This window comes from Stenotrophomonas sp. CASM106 (genome assembly GCF_049384825.1).
GTDB classification, from domain to species: Bacteria; Pseudomonadota; Gammaproteobacteria; order Xanthomonadales; family Xanthomonadaceae; genus Stenotrophomonas; species Stenotrophomonas muris.
In genome coordinates this window covers 17,528-39,008 of record NZ_JBMRFS010000008.1, presented here as the reverse complement: position 1 = coordinate 39,008, position 21,481 = coordinate 17,528, and the positions used below count along the sequence as shown (strand labels likewise).

The 21,481-nt window shown below is 67.7% G+C and carries 16 protein-coding genes; 10 read left to right on the top strand and 6 right to left on the bottom strand.

Annotated elements, in window-relative coordinates; all coding sequences use genetic code 11:
* The first annotated feature begins 204 nt into the window (after positions 1-204).
* From VG556_RS17455 to VG556_RS17440, 4 genes are all read left to right on the top strand, one after another.
* Positions 205-1,344, top strand: coding sequence for an OprO/OprP family phosphate-selective porin (locus tag VG556_RS17455; protein WP_032956563.1), 1,140 nt, complete (start codon positions 205-207; stop codon positions 1,342-1,344).
* Positions 1,345-1,419: 75 nt separating this feature from the next.
* On the top strand, positions 1,420-2,748 hold the full coding sequence (locus tag VG556_RS17450; protein ID WP_005419191.1) for a CitMHS family transporter: 1,329 nt from the start codon (positions 1,420-1,422) through the stop codon (positions 2,746-2,748).
* 24 nt (positions 2,749-2,772) lie between these two features.
* Positions 2,773-3,513: an acetoacetyl-CoA reductase gene (gene phbB, locus VG556_RS17445; RefSeq protein ID WP_005419193.1), complete on the top strand. Its 741-nt coding sequence runs from the start codon at positions 2,773-2,775 to the stop codon at positions 3,511-3,513.
* 227 nt (positions 3,514-3,740) lie between these two features.
* Entirely contained in the window at positions 3,741-6,038 is a 2,298-nt protein-coding gene (locus VG556_RS17440; RefSeq protein ID WP_100450590.1) for a TonB-dependent receptor, read from the top strand.
* A gap of 340 nt (positions 6,039-6,378) precedes the next feature.
* On the opposite strand, the gene VG556_RS17435 is transcribed toward VG556_RS17440, so the two are convergent.
* Complete coding sequence (locus VG556_RS17435) at positions 6,379-7,632, bottom strand: flavohemoglobin expression-modulating QEGLA motif protein (protein WP_075076345.1); 1,254 nt, start codon at positions 7,630-7,632, stop codon at positions 6,379-6,381.
* Positions 7,633-7,842: 210 nt separating this feature from the next.
* Positions 7,843-8,952: a ribosome small subunit-dependent GTPase A gene (rsgA, locus tag VG556_RS17430; RefSeq protein WP_032956568.1), complete on the bottom strand. Its 1,110-nt coding sequence runs from the start codon at positions 8,950-8,952 to the stop codon at positions 7,843-7,845.
* A gap of 114 nt (positions 8,953-9,066) precedes the next feature.
* Between rsgA and VG556_RS17425 the strand changes: the two genes are divergently transcribed.
* The 3 genes from VG556_RS17425 to VG556_RS17415 are packed head-to-tail and all read left to right on the top strand — an operon-like array spanning position 9,067 to position 11,686.
* A complete protein-coding gene (locus VG556_RS17425; RefSeq protein WP_032956570.1) occupies positions 9,067-10,341 on the top strand; it encodes a pyridoxal phosphate-dependent aminotransferase in 1,275 nt (424 codons plus the stop codon).
* A gap of 3 nt (positions 10,342-10,344) precedes the next feature.
* The gene (locus VG556_RS17420; protein WP_032956572.1) at positions 10,345-10,962 is read left to right on the top strand and encodes an SGNH/GDSL hydrolase family protein; all 618 of its coding nucleotides are present in this window, start codon (positions 10,345-10,347) and stop codon (positions 10,960-10,962) included.
* Between the two features lie 4 nt (positions 10,963-10,966).
* Positions 10,967-11,686 (top strand): class I SAM-dependent methyltransferase, encoded by a 720-nt coding sequence (locus VG556_RS17415; RefSeq protein ID WP_046432455.1) that lies wholly within the window; start codon positions 10,967-10,969, stop codon positions 11,684-11,686.
* Between the two features lie 100 nt (positions 11,687-11,786).
* Here VG556_RS17415 and VG556_RS17410 read toward each other — a convergent pair whose 3' ends face one another.
* Positions 11,787-12,566: a polysaccharide deacetylase family protein gene (locus tag VG556_RS17410; RefSeq protein WP_032956574.1), complete on the bottom strand. Its 780-nt coding sequence runs from the start codon at positions 12,564-12,566 to the stop codon at positions 11,787-11,789.
* 59 nt (positions 12,567-12,625) lie between these two features.
* Between VG556_RS17410 and grxD the strand changes: the two genes are divergently transcribed.
* Complete coding sequence (gene grxD, locus VG556_RS17405) at positions 12,626-13,552, top strand: Grx4 family monothiol glutaredoxin (RefSeq protein ID WP_032956577.1); 927 nt, start codon at positions 12,626-12,628, stop codon at positions 13,550-13,552.
* Between the two features lie 119 nt (positions 13,553-13,671).
* Here the strand turns inward: grxD and VG556_RS17400 are convergent, their stop codons facing one another.
* The 3 genes from VG556_RS17400 to VG556_RS17390 all read right to left on the bottom strand — a co-directional run bounded on the left by VG556_RS17400 (position 13,672) and on the right by VG556_RS17390 (position 18,535).
* On the bottom strand, positions 13,672-14,211 hold the full coding sequence (locus VG556_RS17400; protein WP_014648372.1) for a DUF924 family protein: 540 nt from the start codon (positions 14,209-14,211) through the stop codon (positions 13,672-13,674).
* Positions 14,212-14,254: 43 nt separating this feature from the next.
* Positions 14,255-15,031, bottom strand: a complete 777-nt coding sequence (locus VG556_RS17395; RefSeq protein ID WP_005419211.1) for an AMP nucleosidase — start codon at positions 15,029-15,031, stop codon at positions 14,255-14,257.
* 117 nt (positions 15,032-15,148) lie between these two features.
* Positions 15,149-18,535 (bottom strand): autotransporter domain-containing protein, encoded by a 3,387-nt coding sequence (locus VG556_RS17390; protein WP_046432460.1) that lies wholly within the window; start codon positions 18,533-18,535, stop codon positions 15,149-15,151.
* A gap of 255 nt (positions 18,536-18,790) precedes the next feature.
* Here VG556_RS17390 and VG556_RS17385 point away from each other — a divergent pair, with 255 nt between their 5' ends.
* Both VG556_RS17385 and VG556_RS17380 read left to right on the top strand, forming a co-directional pair.
* A complete protein-coding gene (locus VG556_RS17385; protein WP_049405624.1) occupies positions 18,791-20,200 on the top strand; it encodes an amidohydrolase in 1,410 nt (469 codons plus the stop codon).
* A complete protein-coding gene (locus VG556_RS17380) occupies positions 20,200-21,462 on the top strand; it encodes an amidohydrolase family protein (RefSeq protein ID WP_100450591.1) in 1,263 nt (420 codons plus the stop codon). Before VG556_RS17385 ends, VG556_RS17380 begins: the two co-directional genes overlap by 1 nt.
* Positions 21,463-21,481 lie beyond the last annotated feature (19 nt).

Genomic DNA, 21,481 nt, shown 5'->3' with positions numbered 1-21,481 from the left:
GCCGCCGCTGGGCTCGCCGGGCGCGGCACGGCGAGCCCAGCGGCCTGCTTTTCGCTGCACCGCACAATCCGTTGACAGGACGATGACAGCTTGCCCGACCCAGACTGCGGCCGCGCACCGTCCGGTGCCCACGATTGCCGCGCGCCTGGCGCGCACCTGGGAGGGTTTGTGGAATTCACGTTTGCCTGGCGGCGTCCTGCCGCCATGATGGCGCTGGCTGTCCTGTCGGTGCCGGCCTTCGCCGCCGAAGACGACCGTCCGGTCACCGCCACCCTGGGGGGCCGCCTGCACCTGGACTTCGCCACCTTCGACAACGACAACCGCGGAACGCCGAACAAGGATGACACCGAGATCCGCCGTGCATGGGTCGATGTGTCCGGCAAGTTCTTCGTGGTCGACTACAAGCTGGAAGCCGACTTCTCCGGCGACCGCGTCGAGGCCAAGGATGTCTACCTGGCACGCAGCTTCGGCAAGGCCGGCAAGCTGACCGTGGGCCAGTTCAAGCAGTACTTCTCGCTGGATGACCGTACCAGCTCCAACTACGGCAGCTTCCTGGAGCGCGGCAACGCCGGCACCACCCTGGCGCCGCTGTACCGCCTGGGTGCGTCCTGGCAGGCCAACCCCGGTGACTTCACCTGGGCGGCCAGCCTCTACAGCCTGGAGAGCATCGACGCCTGGCAGGTGAAGGGGCGCGCTGCCGGTGGCCGCGTCACCTGGGCGCCCTCGCCCAGCGATGGCGACGTGCTGCACCTGGGCCTGTCGCTGGCCCGCGAGGCCTACGACAACCCCGGCGCCAACGGCGTGCCCGGCCTGCGCATCCGCCCGCGCCCGGCCGGCCATCTGTCGGACGAGAGCCGCCTGACCCTGGTCGACTTCTCCGCCGGCCGCGATACCGACGTCAACAAGTGGTCGCTGGAATACGCGCAGGTGCGCGGCCCGCTGTCGTGGCAGGGCGAGTTCAGTGGCGCCACCTTCGATGACGGCGCCCAGCGCGGCGATGTGATGGCTGCCTACGGCATGCTCAGCTGGTTCGTCACCGGCGAAAGCCGCGCCTATGACCGCAAGACCGGGCGCTTCGCGCGGGTGAAGGACATCCGCCACAAGGCCGGTGCATTCGAAGTGGCGCTGCGCTACGACCAGATGTGGGGCGCGCAGCACCTCGACGGCGCGCCGGACCTGCGCCGTGGCAGCACCGAAGCCTGGACGCTGGGCGGCAACTGGTACCTGCGCGACAACCTGCGCTTCATGCTCAACGTGATCGAAAGCCGCAACCGCGACCGCCTGGCCGGGGTGACGGTGGACCGCACGCGCGCGGTCACCGGCCGCCTGCAGTACGACTTCTAGGCCCGACATTCCGGGCGCGCGGCGCCCGGCCCCTTCCACTCCCCACGTCCTGTTTTCGCAAGGAGTCCGCAGATGATGCTGAGCATCCTCGGCTTTGGCATGGTCATTACGTTCATGTACTTGATCATGAGCAAGCGCCTGTCGCCGCTCGTCGCCCTGATCACCATTCCCATCCTGTTCGCGCTGATCGGTGGCTTCGGTGCCGGCATCGACGAGATGATGCTGGAGGGCATCAAGAAGATCGCGCCGACCGGCGTGATGCTGATGTTCGCCATCCTCTACTTCGGGGTGATGATCGACGCCGGCCTGTTCGATCCGCTGGTGCGGGTGATCCTGCGCTTCGTCAAGGGCGATCCGATGAAGATCGTGCTTGGCACCGCGGTGCTGGCGATGCTGATCTCGCTCGACGGCGATGGCTCGACCACCTACATGATCACCGTCTCGGCGATGCTGCCGCTGTACCAGCGGCTGGGCATGAACGCGCTGAACATGACCTGCGTGACCATCCTTGCCGGCGGCGTGATGAACCTGACCCCGTGGGGCGGCCCGACCGCACGCGCGGCCACCGCGCTGCACGTGGACCCGGCCGACGTGTTCGTGCCGCTGATCCCGTCGATGGTGATCGCCTGTGCCGGCGTGCTGCTGCTGGCCTGGTACCTGGGCCTGAAGGAACGCCGTCGCCTCGGCGTGGTGACCCTGCCCAAGGGCGGCAGCTGGATGGACAACAGCGTGTCCGATGACAGCAACCCGCTGCCGACCGTGGAAGACGCCGAAGACATCAAGCGCCCGAAGCTGCTGTGGGTGAACCTGGCGCTGACCGTGGCACTGATGACCGCGCTGATCATCGGCGTGCTGCCGATGCCAGTGCTGTTCATGGTCGGCTTCGCCATCGCCCTGGTGATCAACTATCCGAACCTGGCCGAGCAGCGCCGCCGTGTGGTCAACCATGCCGGCAACGTGCTGTCGGTGGTGTCGCTGATCTTCGCCGCAGGCATCTTCACCGGCATCCTCAACAACACCGGCATGGTCGAAGCGATGTCGCACAGCTTCCTGGCGGTGATTCCGGAATCGTGGGGCCCGTACCTGGCGGTGATCACCGCGGTGGCATCGATGCCGTTCACCTTCTTCATGTCCAACGACGCATTCTACTTCGGCGTGCTGCCGATCCTGTCCGAGGCCGCCGGCAACTACGGCATCACTCCGGTGGAAATGGCGCGCGCCTCGCTGGCTGGCCAGCCGGTGCACCTGCTCAGCCCGCTGGTGCCGTCCACCTACCTGCTGGTGGGCTTGGCCAAGGTCGAATTCGCCGACCACCAGAAGTTCACCCTGAAGTGGGCCATCGCCATCTCGATGCTGCTGATGATCGGCAGCCTGCTGTTCGGCCTGTATCCCCTCGCCGCCTGACCCTTTGCCAAGGAGCCTTCTGCAATGACGCTTCGAATCGCTTACGTCACCAGTGGAATGGGCAGTGTCGGCACTGCCATCTGCCAGAGCCTGGCCCGCAGCGGCCACACCGTGGTTGCCGGCTGCGCGCCGAACTCGCCGCGCAAGGCCAACTGGCTGCGCGAGCAGCGCGAACAGGGCTTCGACTTCATCGCCTCCGAAGGCAACGCGACCGACTGGGCCTCGACCAGCGCCGCGTTCGCCAAGGTCCGCGCCGAAGTGGGTGAGGTCGATGTACTGGTCAACAACTCCGGCGGCAGCCGCGACCTGCTGTTCCGGCAGATGACGGTGGAGGACTGGAACGCGGTGATCGCTTCCAACCTCAACGCGCTGTTCAACCTGACCAAGCAGGTGGTCGACGGCATGGCCACGCGGGGCTGGGGCCGCATCATCAACATCGGCTCGGTCAGCGCCCACAAGGGCCAGATCGGCCAGGTGAACTACGCCACCGCCAAGGCCGCGATGCATGGCTTCAGCCGTGCGCTGGCCGCCGAAGTGGCTTCGCGCGGCGTCACCGTCAACACGCTGTCGCCGGGCTACATCGCCAGCCAGGCGATCAGCAGCTTCCCGCCGGATGTACTGGACCGGCTGGCGGCCTCGGTGCCGGTGCGCCGCCTGGGTCGCCCCGAAGAAGTGGCCGGCCTGTGCGCGTGGCTGGCCTCGGATGAAGCCTCGTACGTGACCGGCGCCGACTATCCGGTCAACGGTGGCCTGTACATGGGTTGAGCCTTTCTCCACGCTGCGCGTGGACCGCCTCCCCCACGGAGTGCGCGGGGCCGGTGAACCTTTGCTTGCGAAGGGAATCCGGCCCCTTTTTCATCCGGCTGCGGGACCTGCGCGGGTGCCCGGCACCATTCGTTGGTTTTCCGTAAAGAAGGTTTCATGTTCCGTTCGCATAGTGGCCCTGCACCGCGCACGCGTGCCGGTGATCACCCCCCATGCAACGGACCACCATGCAGACCCGACACCTGACGATCGCCGTAGCGATCGTGCTCTCCGCCGCTGCCAGCGCCCATGCCGCCACCACCGCCGATACCGGCGCCAGCACCGATGCCGCGCTGAGCGCGCAGACGCTGGATACCGTCTCTGTGATCGGCCAGGGCGAGACCCGCCAGGTGCAGCGCATCACTGCCGTGGACAAGCAGGTGCTGCCGCCGGGCACCAGTGGCCAGAAGATCCTCGATCGCCTTCCGGGCGTGTCGGTGCAGTCCAACGATGCCTTTGGCGCCAACGAGGAATCGCAGACCATCAGCCTGCGCGGCTTCGACAAGAGCCGCCTGGGCTACACGCTGGACGGCATCCCGCTGGGCGACAACAGCTACGGCAATTACAACGGCCTGAGCATCGCCCGCGCGATCATCGCCGAGAACCTGGCCGGCGCCGAACTGTCGCAGGGCATTGGTTCGCTGGGCGTGGCCTCGACCAGCAACCTGGGCGGCACCATCCAGTATTTCTCGATGGATCCATCCACCGAATTCGGTGGCCGCGCCAGCGTCACCGTCGGCGACAACCACCAGCGCCGCGGCTACCTGCGCGTGGACACCGGCGACCTCAACGGCTTCTCGGCCTATGTGTCCGGCGTGCACCAGGACCAGGACATGTGGGCCGCGCCGTACCAGAACCAGACCACCCGCCAGTTCAATGCCAAGGCAGTGTGGAACGTTGGCGACCACCGTTTCGGTGCGTTCGTGGCGACCTCGCGCGCCAGCCAGGCCAACTATGCCTACCTGTCCAAGGACATGCTGGCACGCGGACTGGGGTATGACTGGAACATCTACGCGCCGGACTGGGATCGCGCCGTCGCCGCCGCGTACTGCGCGCCTGGCACCTACAACAAGGCGCGCTGCAAGTTCAGCGGCGGCGTCAACAGCATCGACGATGCGTACTATCAGAGCCGTGCGCTGCGCGACGACAACCTGTACTCGGTCGATGCCGACCTGCGCCTGGGCGAGCAGGGCCGCCTGAAGCTGCTGGCCTACCACCACGACAACCGTGGCCAGGGCCACTGGTGGGCACCGGGCCAGCCGTCCTACCCGGGTACCGACAGGATGCTGCCGATCTCGATCCGCAGCACCAACTACACGATCAACCGCGATGGCCTGACCGCCGCGCTGTCGTGGACGGTGGGCATCCACGAGCTGGAAGCCGGCCTGTGGTACGAGCAGAACGACCATAACGTGTCGCGCAACTTCTACTACATCAGCGGCCCGTTCCTGGACGACCTGTACCTGAAGAACCCCGACCGCTTGCTGTTCAACCAGGACTTCGACATCCGCACGCGCCAGTTATACGTGCAGGACCGCATGCGCTTCCTGGACCAGCGCCTGACCGTGGACGTGGGCATCAAGAGCCCCAACACCCGCATGCGCGCCACCGCGCAGCCCGGCGTTGAAACCCGCATTGCGTCGGGCACACTGACCGCCAAGGAATCGGTGCTGCCGCAGGTAGGCCTGGGCTTCAAGCTCAACGCCAACAACGAGCTGTTCGCCTCCTACGCCGAGAACATCGCCGCCTTCGTCGGCGGTGGCAGCGGCGGCCCGCTGCAGGTGTCGCCGGAATCGTTCGCGGCCAGCGCCGGGCTGGAACCGGAGAAGTCCAAGAGCCTGGAAGCCGGCTTCCGTACCTTCGGCGAGAAGTACCAGGCGTCGATCGCTGCATACAACGTCAAGTTCGACAACCGCCTGCTGTCGCTGAACCCGTGTTCGAGCATCGAAGTCGGCACGCGCCCGGAGTGCGTGACGCGCTTCATCAACGTCGGTTCGGTGAAGAGCCATGGCGCGGAACTGACTTTCATCCTCAAGCCGATTGATGGCCTGCAGTGGTACAACGCGCTGTCCTGGAACAAGACCACCTACGAGGATGACTACACCTCGGGCGGTGCGATCGTTCCGGTGGCCGGCAAGATCACGGTGGATACGCCGCAGCGCATGGCCTCCAGCGAGATCAGCTGGAACCGCGACGGCTTCTTCGCCAGCCTGCGTGCGAAGTACACCGGCAAGCGCTACTACACCTACACCAACGACCAGTCGGTGCCGGGCGTGACCACCTTCGACGCCGGTGCGGGCTACGATTTCGGCCCGGGCCTGGGCCTGCGCAACGTGCGGGTGTCGTTGAACGCGACCAACCTGACCAACAAGCGCTACGCCGGCCAGCTGAGTTCGTTCGCACCGACTGATCCGAAGGGCACGCGCTATGCGATCCATGCGAGCGCACCGCGGCAGCTGTTCATGACGGTGGCGGCGGAGTTCTAAGTCAGAAGCGGGCGCTGCGGCGCATTGAGTGTTCCTGCATGGCGCAGGTAGGCAATTCCCAGCGCCGGCGCGGAGGCAATGGAAAGCTAGAGCAAAAGCAAAGCGCCGGGCATTGACCGGCGCTTTGCTTTTCAAGCTTTTCAAACGCAATCCCTCTGGTGGACCTGCTGCCGCGCCCGCAGGAAATTGTCTGGAGGAGGCGGGGCACCCTGGTCAGGACCGTTGGCGCCATGGATGGCGCCATCGAGCACCATGGAGGGGCTTTTGCGTGTCCTGACCAGGGTGCCCCGCCTCCTCCCAGCCGATAGCAGGCAGGCGCAGGAGGATCCGCCAACGCATTTCATTCCGGCGCCAGCTGGTCCATCCGTATCCGGTTGGCGAACAGCGAGAACGCCAGCATGCCGGCCAGGCCGTTCGCCCGACTCACCCAATGCGGCAGCCAGCGCGGCGGCTTCAGCACCCCCGCCTCGAACAGCGGCGCGAACGCGATCGCATCGGCCAGGCTCATCTTGCCGGCGAACAACCAGCGGCAGACCTGCAGGCGGTCCTCGGCCAGCATGTGCCGGAAGAAGGTATGCACCGATACCAGGCCGCGCAGGTACACCGTGTCCTTGGTGAACGCCAGGCCGCCACTCGGCGGCACGCCACGGAACACGCGCTGGGCCGAGGCGAAACTCTCTTCCGCGTTCTGCCCGGCATCGCAGAAATAGCGGAACACTTCGATGAAATCAGCGCCTTCGCGTGCCATCGCAATCGCTTCGGTACGCAGGCTGATGCGTTTCAGGCGCTCGATGTCGATGCTGCCGGTGATCTGCTCGGCGAAGGTCGCCAACCCTTCCTGGGTCGCCGTTACCCGTGGCGAGGACAACGCCAGGCTCGGCAGTACCGGCTGGCCGCGGCCATTCAATGCGGTCAGCGAATGCACCAGCGCTTCATGGTGGAACAGCTGCGCCCGGTCGTAGGCGCTGAAGCGCGCGCTGGTGCGCAGGCGGATGCGGGTCGGGCCGGCGGCGGCCTTGGACACCAGTTCCGGATCCAGCTGCACCTGGATGATGCGCGATTCGAAAAACGCATCCAGATCATTCTGCAGCTGCAGCTGCAGGGCGATGGCCGAGACCGGCACCTGCTCTTCCGGCGCCAGCAGTTCGTGGTCCAGTTCGGCGGCAATCTGTATGAAGTGGCGCGCCGCGTCGCGCGTGCTCGGGCCATTGCCCGGCAGCGGCTGCTCGGGGGCGCCGAACAGCTGCACCGAACAGGTATCAACGGCGGCGGTGCCCAGTCCTTCCAGCAGCTGCGCGGCCAGGTCCCAGCTCTGCGCTGACTGCCGCACGTAGTGGCCCAGCGGATGAGTGTCGTCGCAGTCGGCGGCGATCGCGGCCAGCGCGCGACGTTCTTCGCTGAAGTCCAGCCGTGGGTAATCCACCTTCGGCAGCACCGGCTGGCCGCGCGCCACGCTGTCCAGGAACGGTGCCTGCAGCGTGGCCGGCCAGCTGGTCAGGCCCAGCAGGCGGATGCCTCCCACGGCCTCGACCAGGCGCGCATCGAGCGCTGCATGGTGGGCCACGTCACGGTCCAGCGTCGCAGTCGGTTCCATGCGCGGACTATAACGCCGTGCCCCTGCTTTGGTAGGTGCCAACCTTGGTTGGCATCCGCCGACGGCGGGCTTGCCGACACACCCGTGCCAACCAAGGTTGGCACCTACCAGGCGCGGGCTGTTGGCACCCGCTCGAAGCAGGCAGTGGCGGGTTCATTGCAGGGGTCAGAGCCCATTGCGGCGCAATGGGATCCGACCCCGCGGTACCGATCAGCGCCTACGCGGCTTGCCTGCCGGGCGGAACTGCTGGCCCTTGCCTTTCTTGCCGCCGCGCTCCTGCGCGGTCTCGGCCTGGCGTACCGCCAGCTTGGCGGCTGCGGCAGCCACTTCTTCCTTCAGCTTGAAGTAGTTCAGCAACCGGCTTTCTTCGATCTCGCCCGCCTCGATCGCCGCACGCACCGCACAACCTGGTTCCTGCTGGTGCTTGCAGTCGTTGAAACGGCACTGTGCGGCCAGCGCCTCGATGTCCGCGAAGCCACCTTCGGACAGCGTCTCTTCACCGGTCGGCTTCAGCTCGCGCATGCCCGGGGTGTCGATCAGGCAGGCGCCCGTCGGCAACGGCATCAGCGCGCGGTGGGTGGTGGTATGGCGGCCACGCGAATCGTTGGCGCGCACCGCGTTGGTCTTCATCCGCTGCTCGCCAAGCAGGGTGTTGGTCAACGTGGATTTGCCGGCACCGGAGGAACCGACCAGCACCACCGTGCGGCCCGGGCCCAGCCACGGTTGCAGCACCGCCACGCTGTCGGCATCCAGGCCGTTGATCGCATGCAGCGCGATGCCCTGCATCTCCAGCTCTTCCAGCACCGCCAGCGCATCCTCGCTGTACTCGGTCTGGTCGGCCTTGGTCAGCACCACCACCGGTTCTGCACCACCACCGCCGACCAGCAGCAGGTAGCGCTCGATGCGGCGCGGATTGAAGTCGGCATCCAGGCCGCAGACGATGAACACCGTGTCGATGTTGGCCGCGATCACCTGCTGGTGGTAGTGCTCGCCGGCGGCGCCACGCTTGATCGCGGTGCGGCGTGGCAGCAGCGCGACGATGCGGATGCCGTCCAGCAGCACCCAGTCGCCCACTGCAGGCCGCTCGTGGCTGGGGAAGCGCGGGCGCTGCCATTCCGGCAGCGATTCGGCCTTGATCGACGCATCCGGGCCATCGGCCACCACGTAGTGGGTGCGGTGCTGTTCGATCACCCGCGCCGGGCGGGCCTGCGGGTGCGCGGCCATCACGGCCTGCCAGTCGGCCTGCTGCGCCGGGCCCGGCCAGGGCCAACCGATGGTCTGCAGGGCGATGAAATCGGGGGTCTGGGTCATCGCCGCCATTCTACCTGCGCCGGCGCCCTGCCAGCCCAGCAATGACAAGCCCGGCACCCTTGCCATGCACTGCAGCAATTCCGGTAGGATGGAATCCCCATGCCTTTTGACGGCCCAGCCCCCATGTCCACCATCTCGCCCAAGCCCCTGGCCATCCGCGAGCGCCTTTCCGAAGTGCGCTACGAAATCCGCGGAGAACTGGCGCGGCGAGCCCGGGAGCTGGAGGCGCAGGGCCGCAAGCTGATCAAGCTCAACATCGGCAACCCGGGCAACTTCGGTTTCCGCGCGCCCGAGCACCTGCAGCGCGCGATCGCCGATGACATGGGCCGCACCGATCCATACACCCACCAGCAGGGCCTGCCGGTCGCACGCGAAGCCATCGCGGCGTACTACGCCCGCCGTGGCGCACCGGATGCGCACCCCGACCGTGTGTTCGTCGGCAACGGCGTCAGCGAACTGATCGACCTGTCGCTGCGCGCATTGCTCAACCCGGGCGACGAAGTGCTGGTGCCCTCACCCGACTACCCGCTGTGGTCGGCCTCGACCATCCTCAACGATGGCCGCCCGGTGTACTACCGCTGCGCCGCCGAGAACGGCTTCCAGCCGGACCCGAGCGAGATCGAGACGCTGGTGTCCTCGCGCACCCGCGCCATCGTGCTGATCAACCCGAACAACCCCAGCGGCGCCAGCTACCCGCGTGAACTGCTCGAGCGCGTGGTCGAGATCGCGCGCCGCCACAACCTGCTGCTGCTGGTCGATGAGATCTACGACCAGATCCTGTACGACGATGCGGTATTCCAGCCGGTCGCGCCGCTGGCCGGCGACCACCCGTGCCTGACCTTCAGTGGCCTGAGCAAGGTGCACCGTGCCTGCGGCTGGCGCGTGGGCTGGGCCCACCTCAGCGGCGACGACGCGCGCCTGGGCGACTTCCGCGCCGCGCTGGACCTGCTCGGCGCGCTGCGCCTGTGCGCCAACGTGCCGGGCCAGTACGCCATCGAAGCCGCGGTGAACGGCCCGGACACCATCTCCGAACTGTGTACCCCGGGCGGCCGCCTGTATGAAACCCGCCGCGCGGTGATCGAAGCCTGCGAAGCCAGTGAGCACCTGTCGCTGGTCGCGCCGGCCGGTGCGCTGTACGCGTTCCCGGCCGTGGTCGGTGCCGCCGCCAAGGGCTTCGACGACCACAACTTCGCGCTGGATCTGATGAACAATGAAGGCGTGCTGGTGGTACCGGGTTCCAGCTTCAACGTGCCCTACCGCCATCATTTCCGCGTGACCCTGCTGCCGGAAGCCTCGGTGATGCGCGATGTGTTTGCCCGCATCGACCGCGTGCTGGCCCGCCGTGCCGAGGACGCGACCAAGGTCGTACCGTTGAAGCCGCGCCGTTCGGTGGCCTGAGCCGTGGCGCTGTCCTACCTGGCGCTGGGCGATTCGTACACCATCGGAGAAGCCGTTGCCGTTGAAGGCCGCTGGCCACACCAGCTGGCCGCCGCCCTGCGTGCGCAGGATGTGGCGCTGGCCGACCCGCAGACCATCGCCACCACCGGCTGGACCACCGACGAGCTGGACGCCGGCATCGATGCGGCCGCGCCGCAGGGCCCGTTCGATTTCGTCAGCCTGCTGATCGGCGTCAACAACCAGTACCGCGGCCGGCCGCTGGACGAGTACCGCGTACAGTTCCACGCCCTGCTGCAGCGGGCGATCGGCTTTGCCGGTGGCCGCCCCGGGCGTGTGCTGGTGCTGTCCTTCCCCGACTGGGGTGCAACCCCGTTCGGTATCGGCAGCGGCCGTGACCTGGCCGCGATCGAGATCGAGACCGACGAATTCAACGCGGCCGCTGAAGTGATCTGCACCCAGCAGGGCGTGGCCTTCGTCGACATCACCGACATCAGCCGTGACCACGGTGGCGACCCGGCGATGATCGCCGACGACGGCCTGCACCCTTCAGCACGGATGTACGCGCTGTGGAGCGCGCGCGCGCTGCCGGTCGCCGCCCACCTGCTCGGCGGAACGGACTGACCCGATGGATGGCACGCCACGGAACGGCCCGCCCCTGCCCTGCACACCCTTGAGCGCCGCGCAGGCCCGCGCGATCGCCGAGGCATTCCGCCCCGCACACGCCTGGGCCAGCCGCCGCGACTACTACTACACCCGCAGCAAGCTGGGCAGCGACCCGCTGTATGACGGCGTGCTGCAGCACCTGCCTGGCGACGGGCAACCCGTGCTGGACCTGGGCTGCGGGCTGGGCCTGTTCGCCCACGTGCTGCGCCAGCGCGGTGGCTCCCAGCCCTACCGGGGCGTGGACGTGGATGCCGGCAAGATCGCCCGCGCCCAGCGTGCCGCCACCGGCCTGCCCGCTGTGCGCTTCGACTGCCTGGACGTGCAGGCGCCGCTGCCGGCGCAGGCCGGGCATGTGCTGCTGCTGGATGTGCTGCAGTACCTGGACGCGGGCCCACAGCAGGCACTGCTGCGTGAGGCCAGTATGCGGGTCGCTCCCGGCGGCCGCCTGCTGCTGCGCACGCCACTGGCCACCGGCGATGGCCGCGACCGCACCACGCGGGTGGCGGACCGGCTGGCCTGGCTGGTCGGCTGGATGGGCACGCGGCCGCGCCACTACCCCGACCCGCAGGTGCTGCAGGCGACACTGGCCGAGGCCGGATTGAAAGTGACGGCCCCGCGCCCCCTGCACGGGCGCACGCCGTTCAACAGCTGGTTGCTGGTGGCCGAACGCCCCGCGTTGTAGCGCCGAGTGCAGCATGTGCCGGCGCTACGCTACAGGATGATCGGCAACCCCTGTAGCGCCGAGCCCATGCTCGGCTGCTCTACACCACCAGGGCCCGGCGTTACGGAACCGGCAGCCGCGCCTTCAGCCCCCGCTCGTCCAGCGCCTGCAGCACGCGTTCGATGATCGCCAGGTTGTGGCCGTGGGCGGCCCCCTCATGCAGCAGCACGATGGCGCCCGGGCGCAGGTCCGGCAGCAGCCGCGACAGCACGCCCTCCGGCGTGCAGCCGACACCGTCGTAGCCACGGGCGCTCCAGCCCACGCGCACCAGTCCCAGCGCCTTCAGCACCGGCGCCACGAACGGATTGGTCATGCCCACCACCGAACGGTACCAGCGCACCGGGCGGCCGCTTACCGCCTGCAGCGCATGCTGGCAGCCCTCGATCTCGGCACGCATCGCTGCCGGGCCCAGCCGCCAGAAGCGCGCCTGCGGATGGCTGTGGCTGTGGTTGCCCAGGTCGTGGCCGCGGCGCAGGATCTCCTGCACCAGCTCCGGCTGTGCCAGCGCACGCTCGCCCACCAGGAAGAAGGTGGCGCGGGCCTGGTAGCGGTCCAGCAGGTCGAGCACCGCACGGGTCTCCGGGCCGGGACCGTCATCGATGGTCAACCAGACGCTGTTTCCGGCCTCTCCCATCCGGCTCAGCACCGGCGCGTAGAAGCGGCTGTTGGGCAGGAATACCGGCACCAGGAACAGTGCGTGGCTGGCCACCATCACGGGCAGCCCCCAGTGCCAGCCGGCCAGGGCCCAGACCAGGATCACGGCCAGCTGCGACGCCACCAGCCAGGGCAGCCAGCGCCAGGGCCGGGTCGGGATGCGATGCAATGTTCCTGCGTTGCTCATCCCCCATGATGCCATGAGGGGTAGAATTGATGATTCGAATTCCCGGAACCCCGACGTCCATGTCCCTCGATCCCGCCCTGCGTTCGCGCATCGAATCCATCCTCAACGCCAACCGCGTCGTGCTGTTCATGAAGGGCCAGCCGTCGATGCCGCAGTGCGGTTTCTCGGCCAAGGCCGTGGGCGCCCTGCAGGACCTCGGCGTCGAGTTCGCCCACGTCAACGTGCTGGCCGACCAGGAAATCCGTGAAGGCATCAAGGCCTATGGCGACTGGCCGACCATTCCGCAGCTGTACATCGACGGCGAACTGGTCGGCGGCAGCGACATCGTGCTGCAGATGGCTGCCAGCGGCGAGCTGAGCAGCGTGCTGGGCCTGGCCGCGCCGGACCGTACCCCGCCGAGCATCACCGTCACCCCGGCGGCCGTGGAAATGCTCAAGGGCGCGCTGGCCGATGCCCCGGGCGCTGCTCTGCAGCTGTCCATCGACGCCGGTTTCCAGCCGAACTTCCAGCTGGCCCCGCACGACGAAGGCGCCATCGCCGCCGAGTCCAACGGCCTGCGCGTGCAGTTCGACCTGGCCAGCGCCCGTCGCGCCAACGGCATCACCATCGACTGGGTGGACGACATCCGCGGCAAGGGCCTGGCCATCGACAACCCGAATGCGCCCAAGCCGGTGCAGGAAATCAGCGTGCGCGATGCCGACGACCTGGTGCGTGCCGGCAACATCACCCTGGTGGACGTGCGCCCGGCCGACGAGCGTGAAATCGCCGCCGTGGGCGTGCCGTTCAAGACCTTCGACGGCAACGGCCGCGCCGCGCTGGAAGCCCTGCCCAAGGACACCGCGCTGGCCTTCATGTGCCACCACGGTGGCCGCAGCGCGCAGGCCGCCGAGCAGTTCCGCGCCCTGGGCTTCACCAAGGTGTTCAACGTCACCGGCGGCATCAACGCCTGGTCGGAAGACGTCGACAACGGCGTGCCGAAGTACTGATTGAAGGCCCGGGGTCAGAGCCCTTTCCTGCGGAAAGGCGATCTGACCCCTAAAAAGGGGACGGAGGGAATTAAGTCGTTTGTGGCAAAAACGACTTAATTCCCTCCGTCCCCTTTTTCTTAGCCGGCGAAACCGCCTTCGGCCAGGTAGTCCAGCTCTTCCGGTGAAGGAATGCGACCCAGTACGGCGTTGCGGTGCGGGAAGCGACCGAAGCGGCGGATGATGTCGCGGTGCAGCTCGGCGTACTGCAGGTATTCCTTGTCGCCCAGCACGTCGAACATCGCCACCGAGCGGTCCTGGTCCAGCGGATCCTCGGAGTGCTCGAACGGCAGGTAGATGAAGGCGCGCAGCTTGGGCACCAGCTGCAGGTCCAGGCCTTCCTCGATGGCGCGCATGGCGTAGTGCCGGGCCAGGCCATCGGTGGCGTAGGAATGGGCGCTACCGCGGAAGCAGTTGCGCGGGAACTGGTCCAGCAGCAGCATCAGCGCCAGTGCGCCCTCGGCACTGCCCAGCCAGTGTTCGCGCGCGCGCGAGGCGGCTGCGAAATGCTCATCCAGGAACAACTGGCGGAACTGCGCGTCGAACGCATCATCGCGGGCGAACCACTTCGCAGGGCCCGCCTCTTTCCAGAATTCCACCACGTGCGCGGCAACGTCCATCACCTACTCCCCAGGGCCGGCGCGCCGCGCCAGGCCATCATCATCATTCGTCGAAGCGCAGGTGGCGGACCGACTTGCCGTTGCGCCGGATAAGCTTAAGCGCCTCGATACCGATCTGGATATGGTTTTCCACGAACTGGGAGCTGACCTTGGCATCGGAGGCCTCGGTCTTGACCCCATCGGGGATCATCGGCTGGTCCGACACCAACAGCAGTGCGCCGCTGGGAATGTGGTTGGCGAAGCCAGCGGCGAACACGGTGGCGGTTTCCATGTCGATGGCCATGCAGCGCATCGCCCGCAGCCGCTCCTTGAACGCCTCGTCGTGCTCCCAGACCCGGCGGTTGGTGGTGTAGACGGTACCGGTCCAGTAGTCGTGGCCGAGATCACGGATCATGGTCGAGACCGCACGCTGCAGCGCGAACGCCGGCAAGGCCGGCACTTCCGGCGGCAGGTAGTCGCCCGAAGTGCCCTCGCCGCGGATCGCTGCGATCGGCAGCACCAGGTCACCCAGCTGGTTCTTGCGCTTCAGGCCACCGCACTTGCCCAGGAACAGCACCGCCTTGGGCATCACCGCCGACAGCAGGTCCATGATGATCGCGGCATTGGGGCTGCCCATGCCGAAGTTGATCATGGTGATGCCATCGATGGTGGCGCTGGCCATCGGCCGGTCCAGGCCGATGACCGGGGCGCCGGTCAGCGCGGAGAAGGTGTGCAGGTAGCCGCCGAAATTGGTCAGCAGGATATGCTGGCCGAACTGGTCCAGCGGAACGCCGGTATAACGCGGCAGCCAGTTGTCGACGATTTCCTGTTTGCTCTTCATGCCCGGTCCGGTTCTGCAGGGGCGCCATTGTAGGCAACGCTGCGCCTGCCCTGCCACACAAAGAGAAGGGGCGGCCCAACGGCCGCCCCTCCTGGTTTCCCTGCGGGAGCCGGTGGCTTAGAAACGCACCGACCAGCGCAGGTTGGCACCGTGGTCACGGCTTTCGTCGCCGAACTGGCCGCTGTAGCCCAGTTCCAGCTGCTGCTTGGCGGTCAGCCAGGCCGAGAGGCCCAGTTCGGCCACCACCGCGCTGTCGGCGATGGGTGCACCGTTGACCACGAAGCTGTCGCCGCCGGTGGCAAAGCCCAGGCGGGCCGACGGGTTGCGGTCGCCGCTGGCGTGGCGGTACGCCACCGCGCCGCGCACGTGCAACCAGCTGTCCTGCTGGAACGAGGCCTTCAGGCCCTTGTCGAAGCGCACGCCGGCCGTGGCCAGGGTGGTGCGCACGTCGTCCACCGAACCCTGCAGGGCCGCAGCACCGCCACGCTCGTTCACGTGCTTGGTGTCCACTTCCACGCGGGCCACCTGCACGTACGGCTCCAGGCCGGCCTCGCGGCCACCGAAGCGGTAGGCCGCTTCGATGAAGGCCTGGCGGGTACGCGCGTCGTAGCGGGCGCTCAGGGTGTCGCTGTAACCGGCGAACGCCAGCTCACGGGTGCTGTCCACATCGTGTTCGCTCCATGCCAGGCCGCCACGCAGGCCGAAACCGCCCCAGTTGTGGCTGGCGTAGGCGCCGAAGTGGGTGTTGTCCACCTTCGACCTCGCACGGCGGCCTTCGCCCTGCTTCACGTCGGTGCGGCCGGTACCGGCCAGCACGCCCACCTGCCAGCCGCCGAACTCGCGGTCGGCACCGACCAGCAGGCCGTTGCTGTTGGCTTCGGTGCGGGCGGTGTTGGTGTTGCCGTCCAGCGTGGTGCTGCCGGCCAGGGCCTGCACCCACACACCGGTGGCGTCGCCGCCTTCGGCACCCGGTGCAGCGGCACCGGCACGGCGGGCCAGCGCGGCATCACGCACGTAGCGGCTGCCTTCCAGCAGGGCCGCGCTGGTGGCGGCATGCAGCTCGCCGCTGAGGCTGTCCAGTGCGCTGCCCACCTGTTCCGGGAACAGCATGGTCAGCGGACGCGGCAGGCCCTGGTTGACCGCCAGACCGTCGACCACGGTGGCCACGGCCAACTGGTTGGCGGTGGTGGCCGCGGTAGCCAGCGCGTTGCCGCGGGTCACTTCAATGCGCGCGCCGGCGGCGGAGTAGGCCAGGCCGAACTGCAGGAAGGGCGAGAAGGCGCTGAAATCGGTGCTGGCGAACCGACCGTTCACGCCGCCGTCGGCCTGGATGAAGTTGAACTGCTCGCCCAGGTAGTAGGTGCCCGGTTCCGGCAGCGCCACCAGGGTGCCGCCCAGGGTGGCGGTGCCGGTCACGTGCAGCTGGTCGCTGCGGCTGCCCGGGGCCACCTCGGCCTGGTACACGCCAGTGGCGGTCTGCACATAGTCACCGTTGATGGTGAGCGTGCCGATGGAGTTGCCCGGAGCGATGATGCCGGCCACGGTGGTGTTTCCCAGCTGGCCCACGCCCTTCAGCGTGCCCTTTTCACCCACGAAGGTGCTGCCGCCGGTCTGCACGCCGTTGAAGGACACCACGCCGCCGGTGACGGTCAGGTCCGAGCCGTCCAGCACACCGGTGGCGGTGATGCGGCTGCTGCCGCCCAGGCTGTTCAGCGCTGTGTTCTGCAGGGTGCCGTTCAGCAGGAAGGTTCCGCCGGTCACGTCCACGGCGCTGGTCAGCGTGTTCACGCCGTCCAGTTCCAGCACGCCTTCGCGCACCACCGCGCCGTTGAAGCTGTTGTCGCCGCTCAGGCGCAGCCAGCCGATGCCGCTCTTGGTCAGTTTGCCCGGGCCGCCGATGTCATTGGTCCAGTCGTCCCATGCATCACCTTCCCACACCTTCAGGCCGCCGGCCTTCTGGTTCATCACCACTTCGGTGTCCACGCGCAGCGAGCCGTAGCCTTCGACGGCCGCAGCCAGGTTCATCAGGCCCCAGCCGTAGACATCGTCCACGCCTGCAGCACCCAGGTCGGTGGCGGTGGTCAGCAGCACGTCGCGCACCTGCGCGCTGTCCAGGTACGGGAAGCGCTCGAACAGCAGGCCCAGCGCGCCGGTGACGTGCGGGGCGGCCATGGACGTGCCGCTCAGTTCCTCGTAATCGGACGACGGGGTCTGGCTGATGATGTCCACCACCAGGTTGCCATTGTCATCGTAGAAATCACCTTCGATCACCGAATCGGGACCGTACACGGTCGAGTTGATGTTCGAGCCGGGCGCGGCGAGGCACCAGTTCGCCGCCAGGCCACAGCGCATCGAGCGGTTGCTCAGCTCCAGGTCCTGATTGACGTTGACCACGGCCAGCCAGTACGGCTCGACGTCGGCGACGGCGCGCGGCAGCGAGGCATACATGCCGGCAATCGGCGCTTCTTCCGGCGAAGTGTTGGGCGAATCGGTGTTGCCAGCGGCCCATACCTGGATCAGGCCGCTGCTGCGCGAACCTTCGGCCATCGCAGCCAGACTGGCGGCGAACACCGGGTGCGACTGGTACATGTCCAGGTCTTCCGCTGTGGTCGGCTCGTTGGCCAGGCCCCAGCTGTGGTTGATGGCGCGCACACCCTGCTCGTTCATCTGCGCATACAGCTGCGGGTAGATCGAATCGTCGGCCTGGATGGCGGCGATGGTCTGTTCGTCCAGATACAGGGAACCGCCGATATTCACCACCGACAGGTAGGTGGCGCTGTTGGAGAACAGGCGGGCCACGCTCAGGTCGGCGCCGAAGGCAACACCGTGGGTGCCGTGGCCATCACGGTTGGCGGCGATGGTGCCCGACACGTGGGTACCGTGCACGTTGTAGCTCAGGCCTTCGTAGAAGCCATTGCGCTCCAGCAGATCGGCATAGTCCGGGTCGAGCAGCTGGTAGGACACGGCCACCTGGCCACCGTCGCTGGCGAAGCAGGCGTCCGGGCCACTCAGCACTTCGCGCGCGCACAGGCTGCCATCGGCCAGCACGTCGGCCAGATGGATGCTGCGGTGGTCCTTGCCGGCGAACTCGTCGTGGTCCAGGCCGGTGCCGCTGTCGAACACGCCCAGGCGGATGCCGGTGCCGGTCAGGCCGCGTGCGTAGGCCACATCGGCGTTGATCGCCTGCAGGCCCCAGTCGCTGTTGAATTCGGTGGTGCGCCAGCTGGCGGCATCACCCGGCTTGCCCATGATGGGTTCCGGATCGACTTCCACATCGGCGGCGGCGACGGCCAGCGACGGCGAAGCGGTGAGGACCGGTGCGGCAAACGCGGCCTGCAGGCTGCGCTGGAACTGGTAACGCGACAAGGCGTCTGCGTTGCTGTCCTGGGCCAGCGCCGGCAGAGCGGCGGCCATCAGCAGCGAGCCAACAATGGCCGAGGCCAGGGGTGAGGGGAGGATCGAGCGGCGGGAAGCGGTGGAGCGATACGACGGGAAGACAATCATCTGCAGTTACGTCCTTGATTCCTTGAAATATTTCAGGTGCAGCTCCGTCATGGAGCAATGCAAAGCACACCTCACGGCGGGTCAGCGCTCGCTGTCCCACCCGTTGGTAGCGGCAGGTGTCACAAAAAATTAATGCTTCGTTCAGAATTTTTGTATAGGAAAATCCCCACCCCTGCCCCTGCCCAAGGTCACTTGGCAAGTGGTATCGACGACGGATAGCGTCGGCGGATTCACGCGTGGGTTGGGGATCTCTGCATGGCATCGATGGTGTTGCGCGCCGCTCTTGGGATGGCGCTGGTTTCGTTGAGCACGGCACCGGCGGTGGGCGCCTCGCGCTTCGTCGCCGATCCCTACCCCAGCACCTACCAGGCGCATCCCGATGCGCCGGTGCTGATCCAGAACGCCACCGTGCTGACCGGCACCGGCCAGCGCCTGGACAACGCCGACGTGCTGCTGCGCGAGGGCCGCATCGTCGCCGTGGGCCGCCAGCTGCAGGCCGATGCCGGGGTCACCCGCATCGATGCGCGGGGCAAGTGGGTCACCCCGGGCCTGATCGACGTGCACTCGCACCTGGGCGTGTACCCCAGCCCGGGCGTCGGCGCGCACAGCGACGGCAACGAGATGACCGCACCGGTCACCGCCAATGTCTGGGCCGAGCACTCGGTGTGGCCGCAGGACCCGGGCTTCGCTACAGCCCTGGCCGGAGGCGTGACCAGCATGCAGGTGCTGCCTGGCTCGGCCAACCTGGTCGGTGGCCGTGGCGTGACCCTGAAGAACGTGCCGGCCATCACCTACCAGGCCATGAAATTCCCGGGTGCTCCGTGGGGGCTGAAAATGGCCTGCGGCGAGAACCCGAAACGGGTTTACGGCGAAGGCAAGAACGTCGCCCCAGCCACGCGGATGGGCAACGTTGCCGGCTACCGCGCCGCCTTCATCGATGCTGCCGACTACATCGCCAAGAACAAACCCAAGCCGGCCAAGCGCAAGGGCTGGTTCGGCAGCGACAAGGGCGACAGCGCCGGTGATGCCGGCGGCAAGCGCGATCTCAAGCTGGACACGCTGGCCGGCGCGATCGAAGGCGACATCCGCGTGCACATCCACTGCTACCGCGCCGACGAGATGGCCACCATGCTCGACCTGGCCAAGGAATTCGGCTTCAAGGTGGCGGCCTTCCACCACGGCGTGGAGGCCTACAAGCTGGCCGACCGGCTGGCCGCCGACGGCGTCTGCGGTGCGCTGTGGGCCGACTGGTGGGGCTTCAAGATGGAAGCCTTCGATGGCATTCCGGAGAACATCGCACTGGTCGACCGGCCGAAGAACAGCTGCGCCATCGTCCATTCCGATTCGCCCGAAGGCATCCAGCGCCTGAACCAGGAAGCGGCCAAGGTGATCGCCGCCGCGCGCCGCGCGCACATGCCGGAGATCACGCCCGAACATGCCATCACCTGGATGACGGCCAATGCCGCCAGAGCGCTGGGCATTGAAGGCCAGACCGGCACCCTGGAGGCCGGCAAGATGGCCGACGTAGTGGTGTGGAACGGCAACCCCTTCGGTTCCTACGCGCTGGCCGAACAGGTCTTCATCGACGGCCGCCGCCTGTACGACCGCAGTGCGCCGGCAGCGACGCCGCGTTCCGATTTCCAGCTCGGCCAGGAGGTGCACTGATGGGCGCGTTGAACAAGCGTCGCCGGGCTTGGCTCGGCGCTACGGTCATGGTGCTGGTCTACCTCTCCGCAGCTGCGCAGGCGCAGGACCTGCTGGTCCGCAACGCCACCGTACATACGGCCAGCGCGCGCGGCAGCCTGCAGCACGCCGATGTACTGGTGCAGGGCGGCATCATCCGCGCAGTCGGCAACGGGCTGTCCGCACCGGCCGGGGCCAACGTCGTCGAGGCCGATGGCCGCCCGCTGACACCCGCGCTGTTCGGGGGCATCACCGAGATCGGCATCGAAGAAGTCTCCGGTGAAGCGAGCACGGTCGACAGCACGCTGAAGATCGGCGAACAACCGTTGCGCCCCGAATTCGATGTCACCCTGGCCTACAACCCGGCCTCGGTGCTGATCCCGGTGGCGCGCCTGGACGGCATCGGCTTCACCGCCCTGGGGGCCGCCACCGGTGGCGGCTTCGTCGCTGGCCAGGGCGGTGTGATGCGGCTGGACGGCAGCGCCGATCCCCTCGGGCCGCGCGCGCTGTTCCTGCGCCTGGGGTCGGCCGCAGTGGAACTGACCGGGCATTCGCGTGCGGCGCAATGGATGCTGCTGCAGCAGATGGTGGCCGAGGCGCGTGGCCAGGTCGCCGCGGACTCACCGCATGCGCTGCTGACCCCGGCCGGGCGCCGCACGCTGGGCCGCTACCTGGCCGGCCAGGGCCGCATCGTGGTGGAGGTGGACCGTGCGGCGGACATCCGCCAGCTGCTGCGCTGGGCCGCCCGCGAGAAGGTGAAGATCGCCATTGCCGGTGGCAGCGAAGCCTGGCAGCTGGCACCGGAGCTGGCCGCCGCGCAGGTGCCGGTGTTCGTCGACGTGCTGTCCAACCTGCCGGCCAGCTTCGACCAGATAGGTGCAACCCTGGAAAATGCGGCACGCCTGCAACGGGCCGGCGTGGCGGTCTCGTTCGTGCAGCGTGGCGACGCCTCGCACAACGCCCGCAAGATGCGCCAGCTGGCCGGCAATGCCGTGGCCAATGGACTGCCCTGGGCCGACGGCCTGGCCGGCCTGACCCGGGTGCCGGCGCAGGCGTTCGGTGTGGCCGACCAGATCGGCAGCATCGAGCCGGGCAAGCGTGCCGACCTGGTGCTGTGGGAGGGCGACCCGCTGGACGTGGCGCACTATGCCGAACAGGTCTGGCTGGGCGGGCGGGCGATGCCGATGCGCTCGCGCCAGACCGAGCTGCGCGATCGCTACCTGCTGCGCAACGCGCAGCCCTGACCGCATTGAAGGACACCAC

Excerpts from the sequence above, each read along its gene's own strand:
- VG556_RS17455 (WP_032956563.1), top strand. The coding sequence starts at position 205 with ATGATGGCGCTGGCTGTCCTGTCGGTGCCGGCCTTCGCCGCCGAAGAC.
- VG556_RS17450 (WP_005419191.1), top strand. The coding sequence starts at position 1,420 with ATGCTGAGCATCCTCGGCTTTGGCATGGTCATTACGTTCATGTACTTG.
- phbB (WP_005419193.1), top strand. The coding sequence starts at position 2,773 with ATGACGCTTCGAATCGCTTACGTCACCAGTGGAATGGGCAGTGTCGGC.
- VG556_RS17440 (WP_100450590.1), top strand. The coding sequence starts at position 3,741 with ATGCAGACCCGACACCTGACGATCGCCGTAGCGATCGTGCTCTCCGCC.
- VG556_RS17435 (WP_075076345.1), bottom strand. The coding sequence starts at position 7,632 with ATGGAACCGACTGCGACGCTGGACCGTGACGTGGCCCACCATGCAGCG.
- rsgA (WP_032956568.1), bottom strand. The coding sequence starts at position 8,952 with ATGGCGGCGATGACCCAGACCCCCGATTTCATCGCCCTGCAGACCATC.
- VG556_RS17425 (WP_032956570.1), top strand. The coding sequence starts at position 9,067 with ATGTCCACCATCTCGCCCAAGCCCCTGGCCATCCGCGAGCGCCTTTCC.
- VG556_RS17415 (WP_046432455.1), top strand. The coding sequence starts at position 10,967 with ATGGATGGCACGCCACGGAACGGCCCGCCCCTGCCCTGCACACCCTTG.
- VG556_RS17410 (WP_032956574.1), bottom strand. The coding sequence starts at position 12,566 with ATGAGCAACGCAGGAACATTGCATCGCATCCCGACCCGGCCCTGGCGC.
- grxD (WP_032956577.1), top strand. The coding sequence starts at position 12,626 with ATGTCCCTCGATCCCGCCCTGCGTTCGCGCATCGAATCCATCCTCAAC.
- VG556_RS17400 (WP_014648372.1), bottom strand. The coding sequence starts at position 14,211 with ATGGACGTTGCCGCGCACGTGGTGGAATTCTGGAAAGAGGCGGGCCCT.
- VG556_RS17395 (WP_005419211.1), bottom strand. The coding sequence starts at position 15,031 with ATGAAGAGCAAACAGGAAATCGTCGACAACTGGCTGCCGCGTTATACC.
- VG556_RS17390 (WP_046432460.1), bottom strand. The coding sequence starts at position 18,535 with ATGATTGTCTTCCCGTCGTATCGCTCCACCGCTTCCCGCCGCTCGATC.
- VG556_RS17385 (WP_049405624.1), top strand. The coding sequence starts at position 18,791 with ATGGCATCGATGGTGTTGCGCGCCGCTCTTGGGATGGCGCTGGTTTCG.
- VG556_RS17380 (WP_100450591.1), top strand. The coding sequence starts at position 20,200 with ATGGGCGCGTTGAACAAGCGTCGCCGGGCTTGGCTCGGCGCTACGGTC.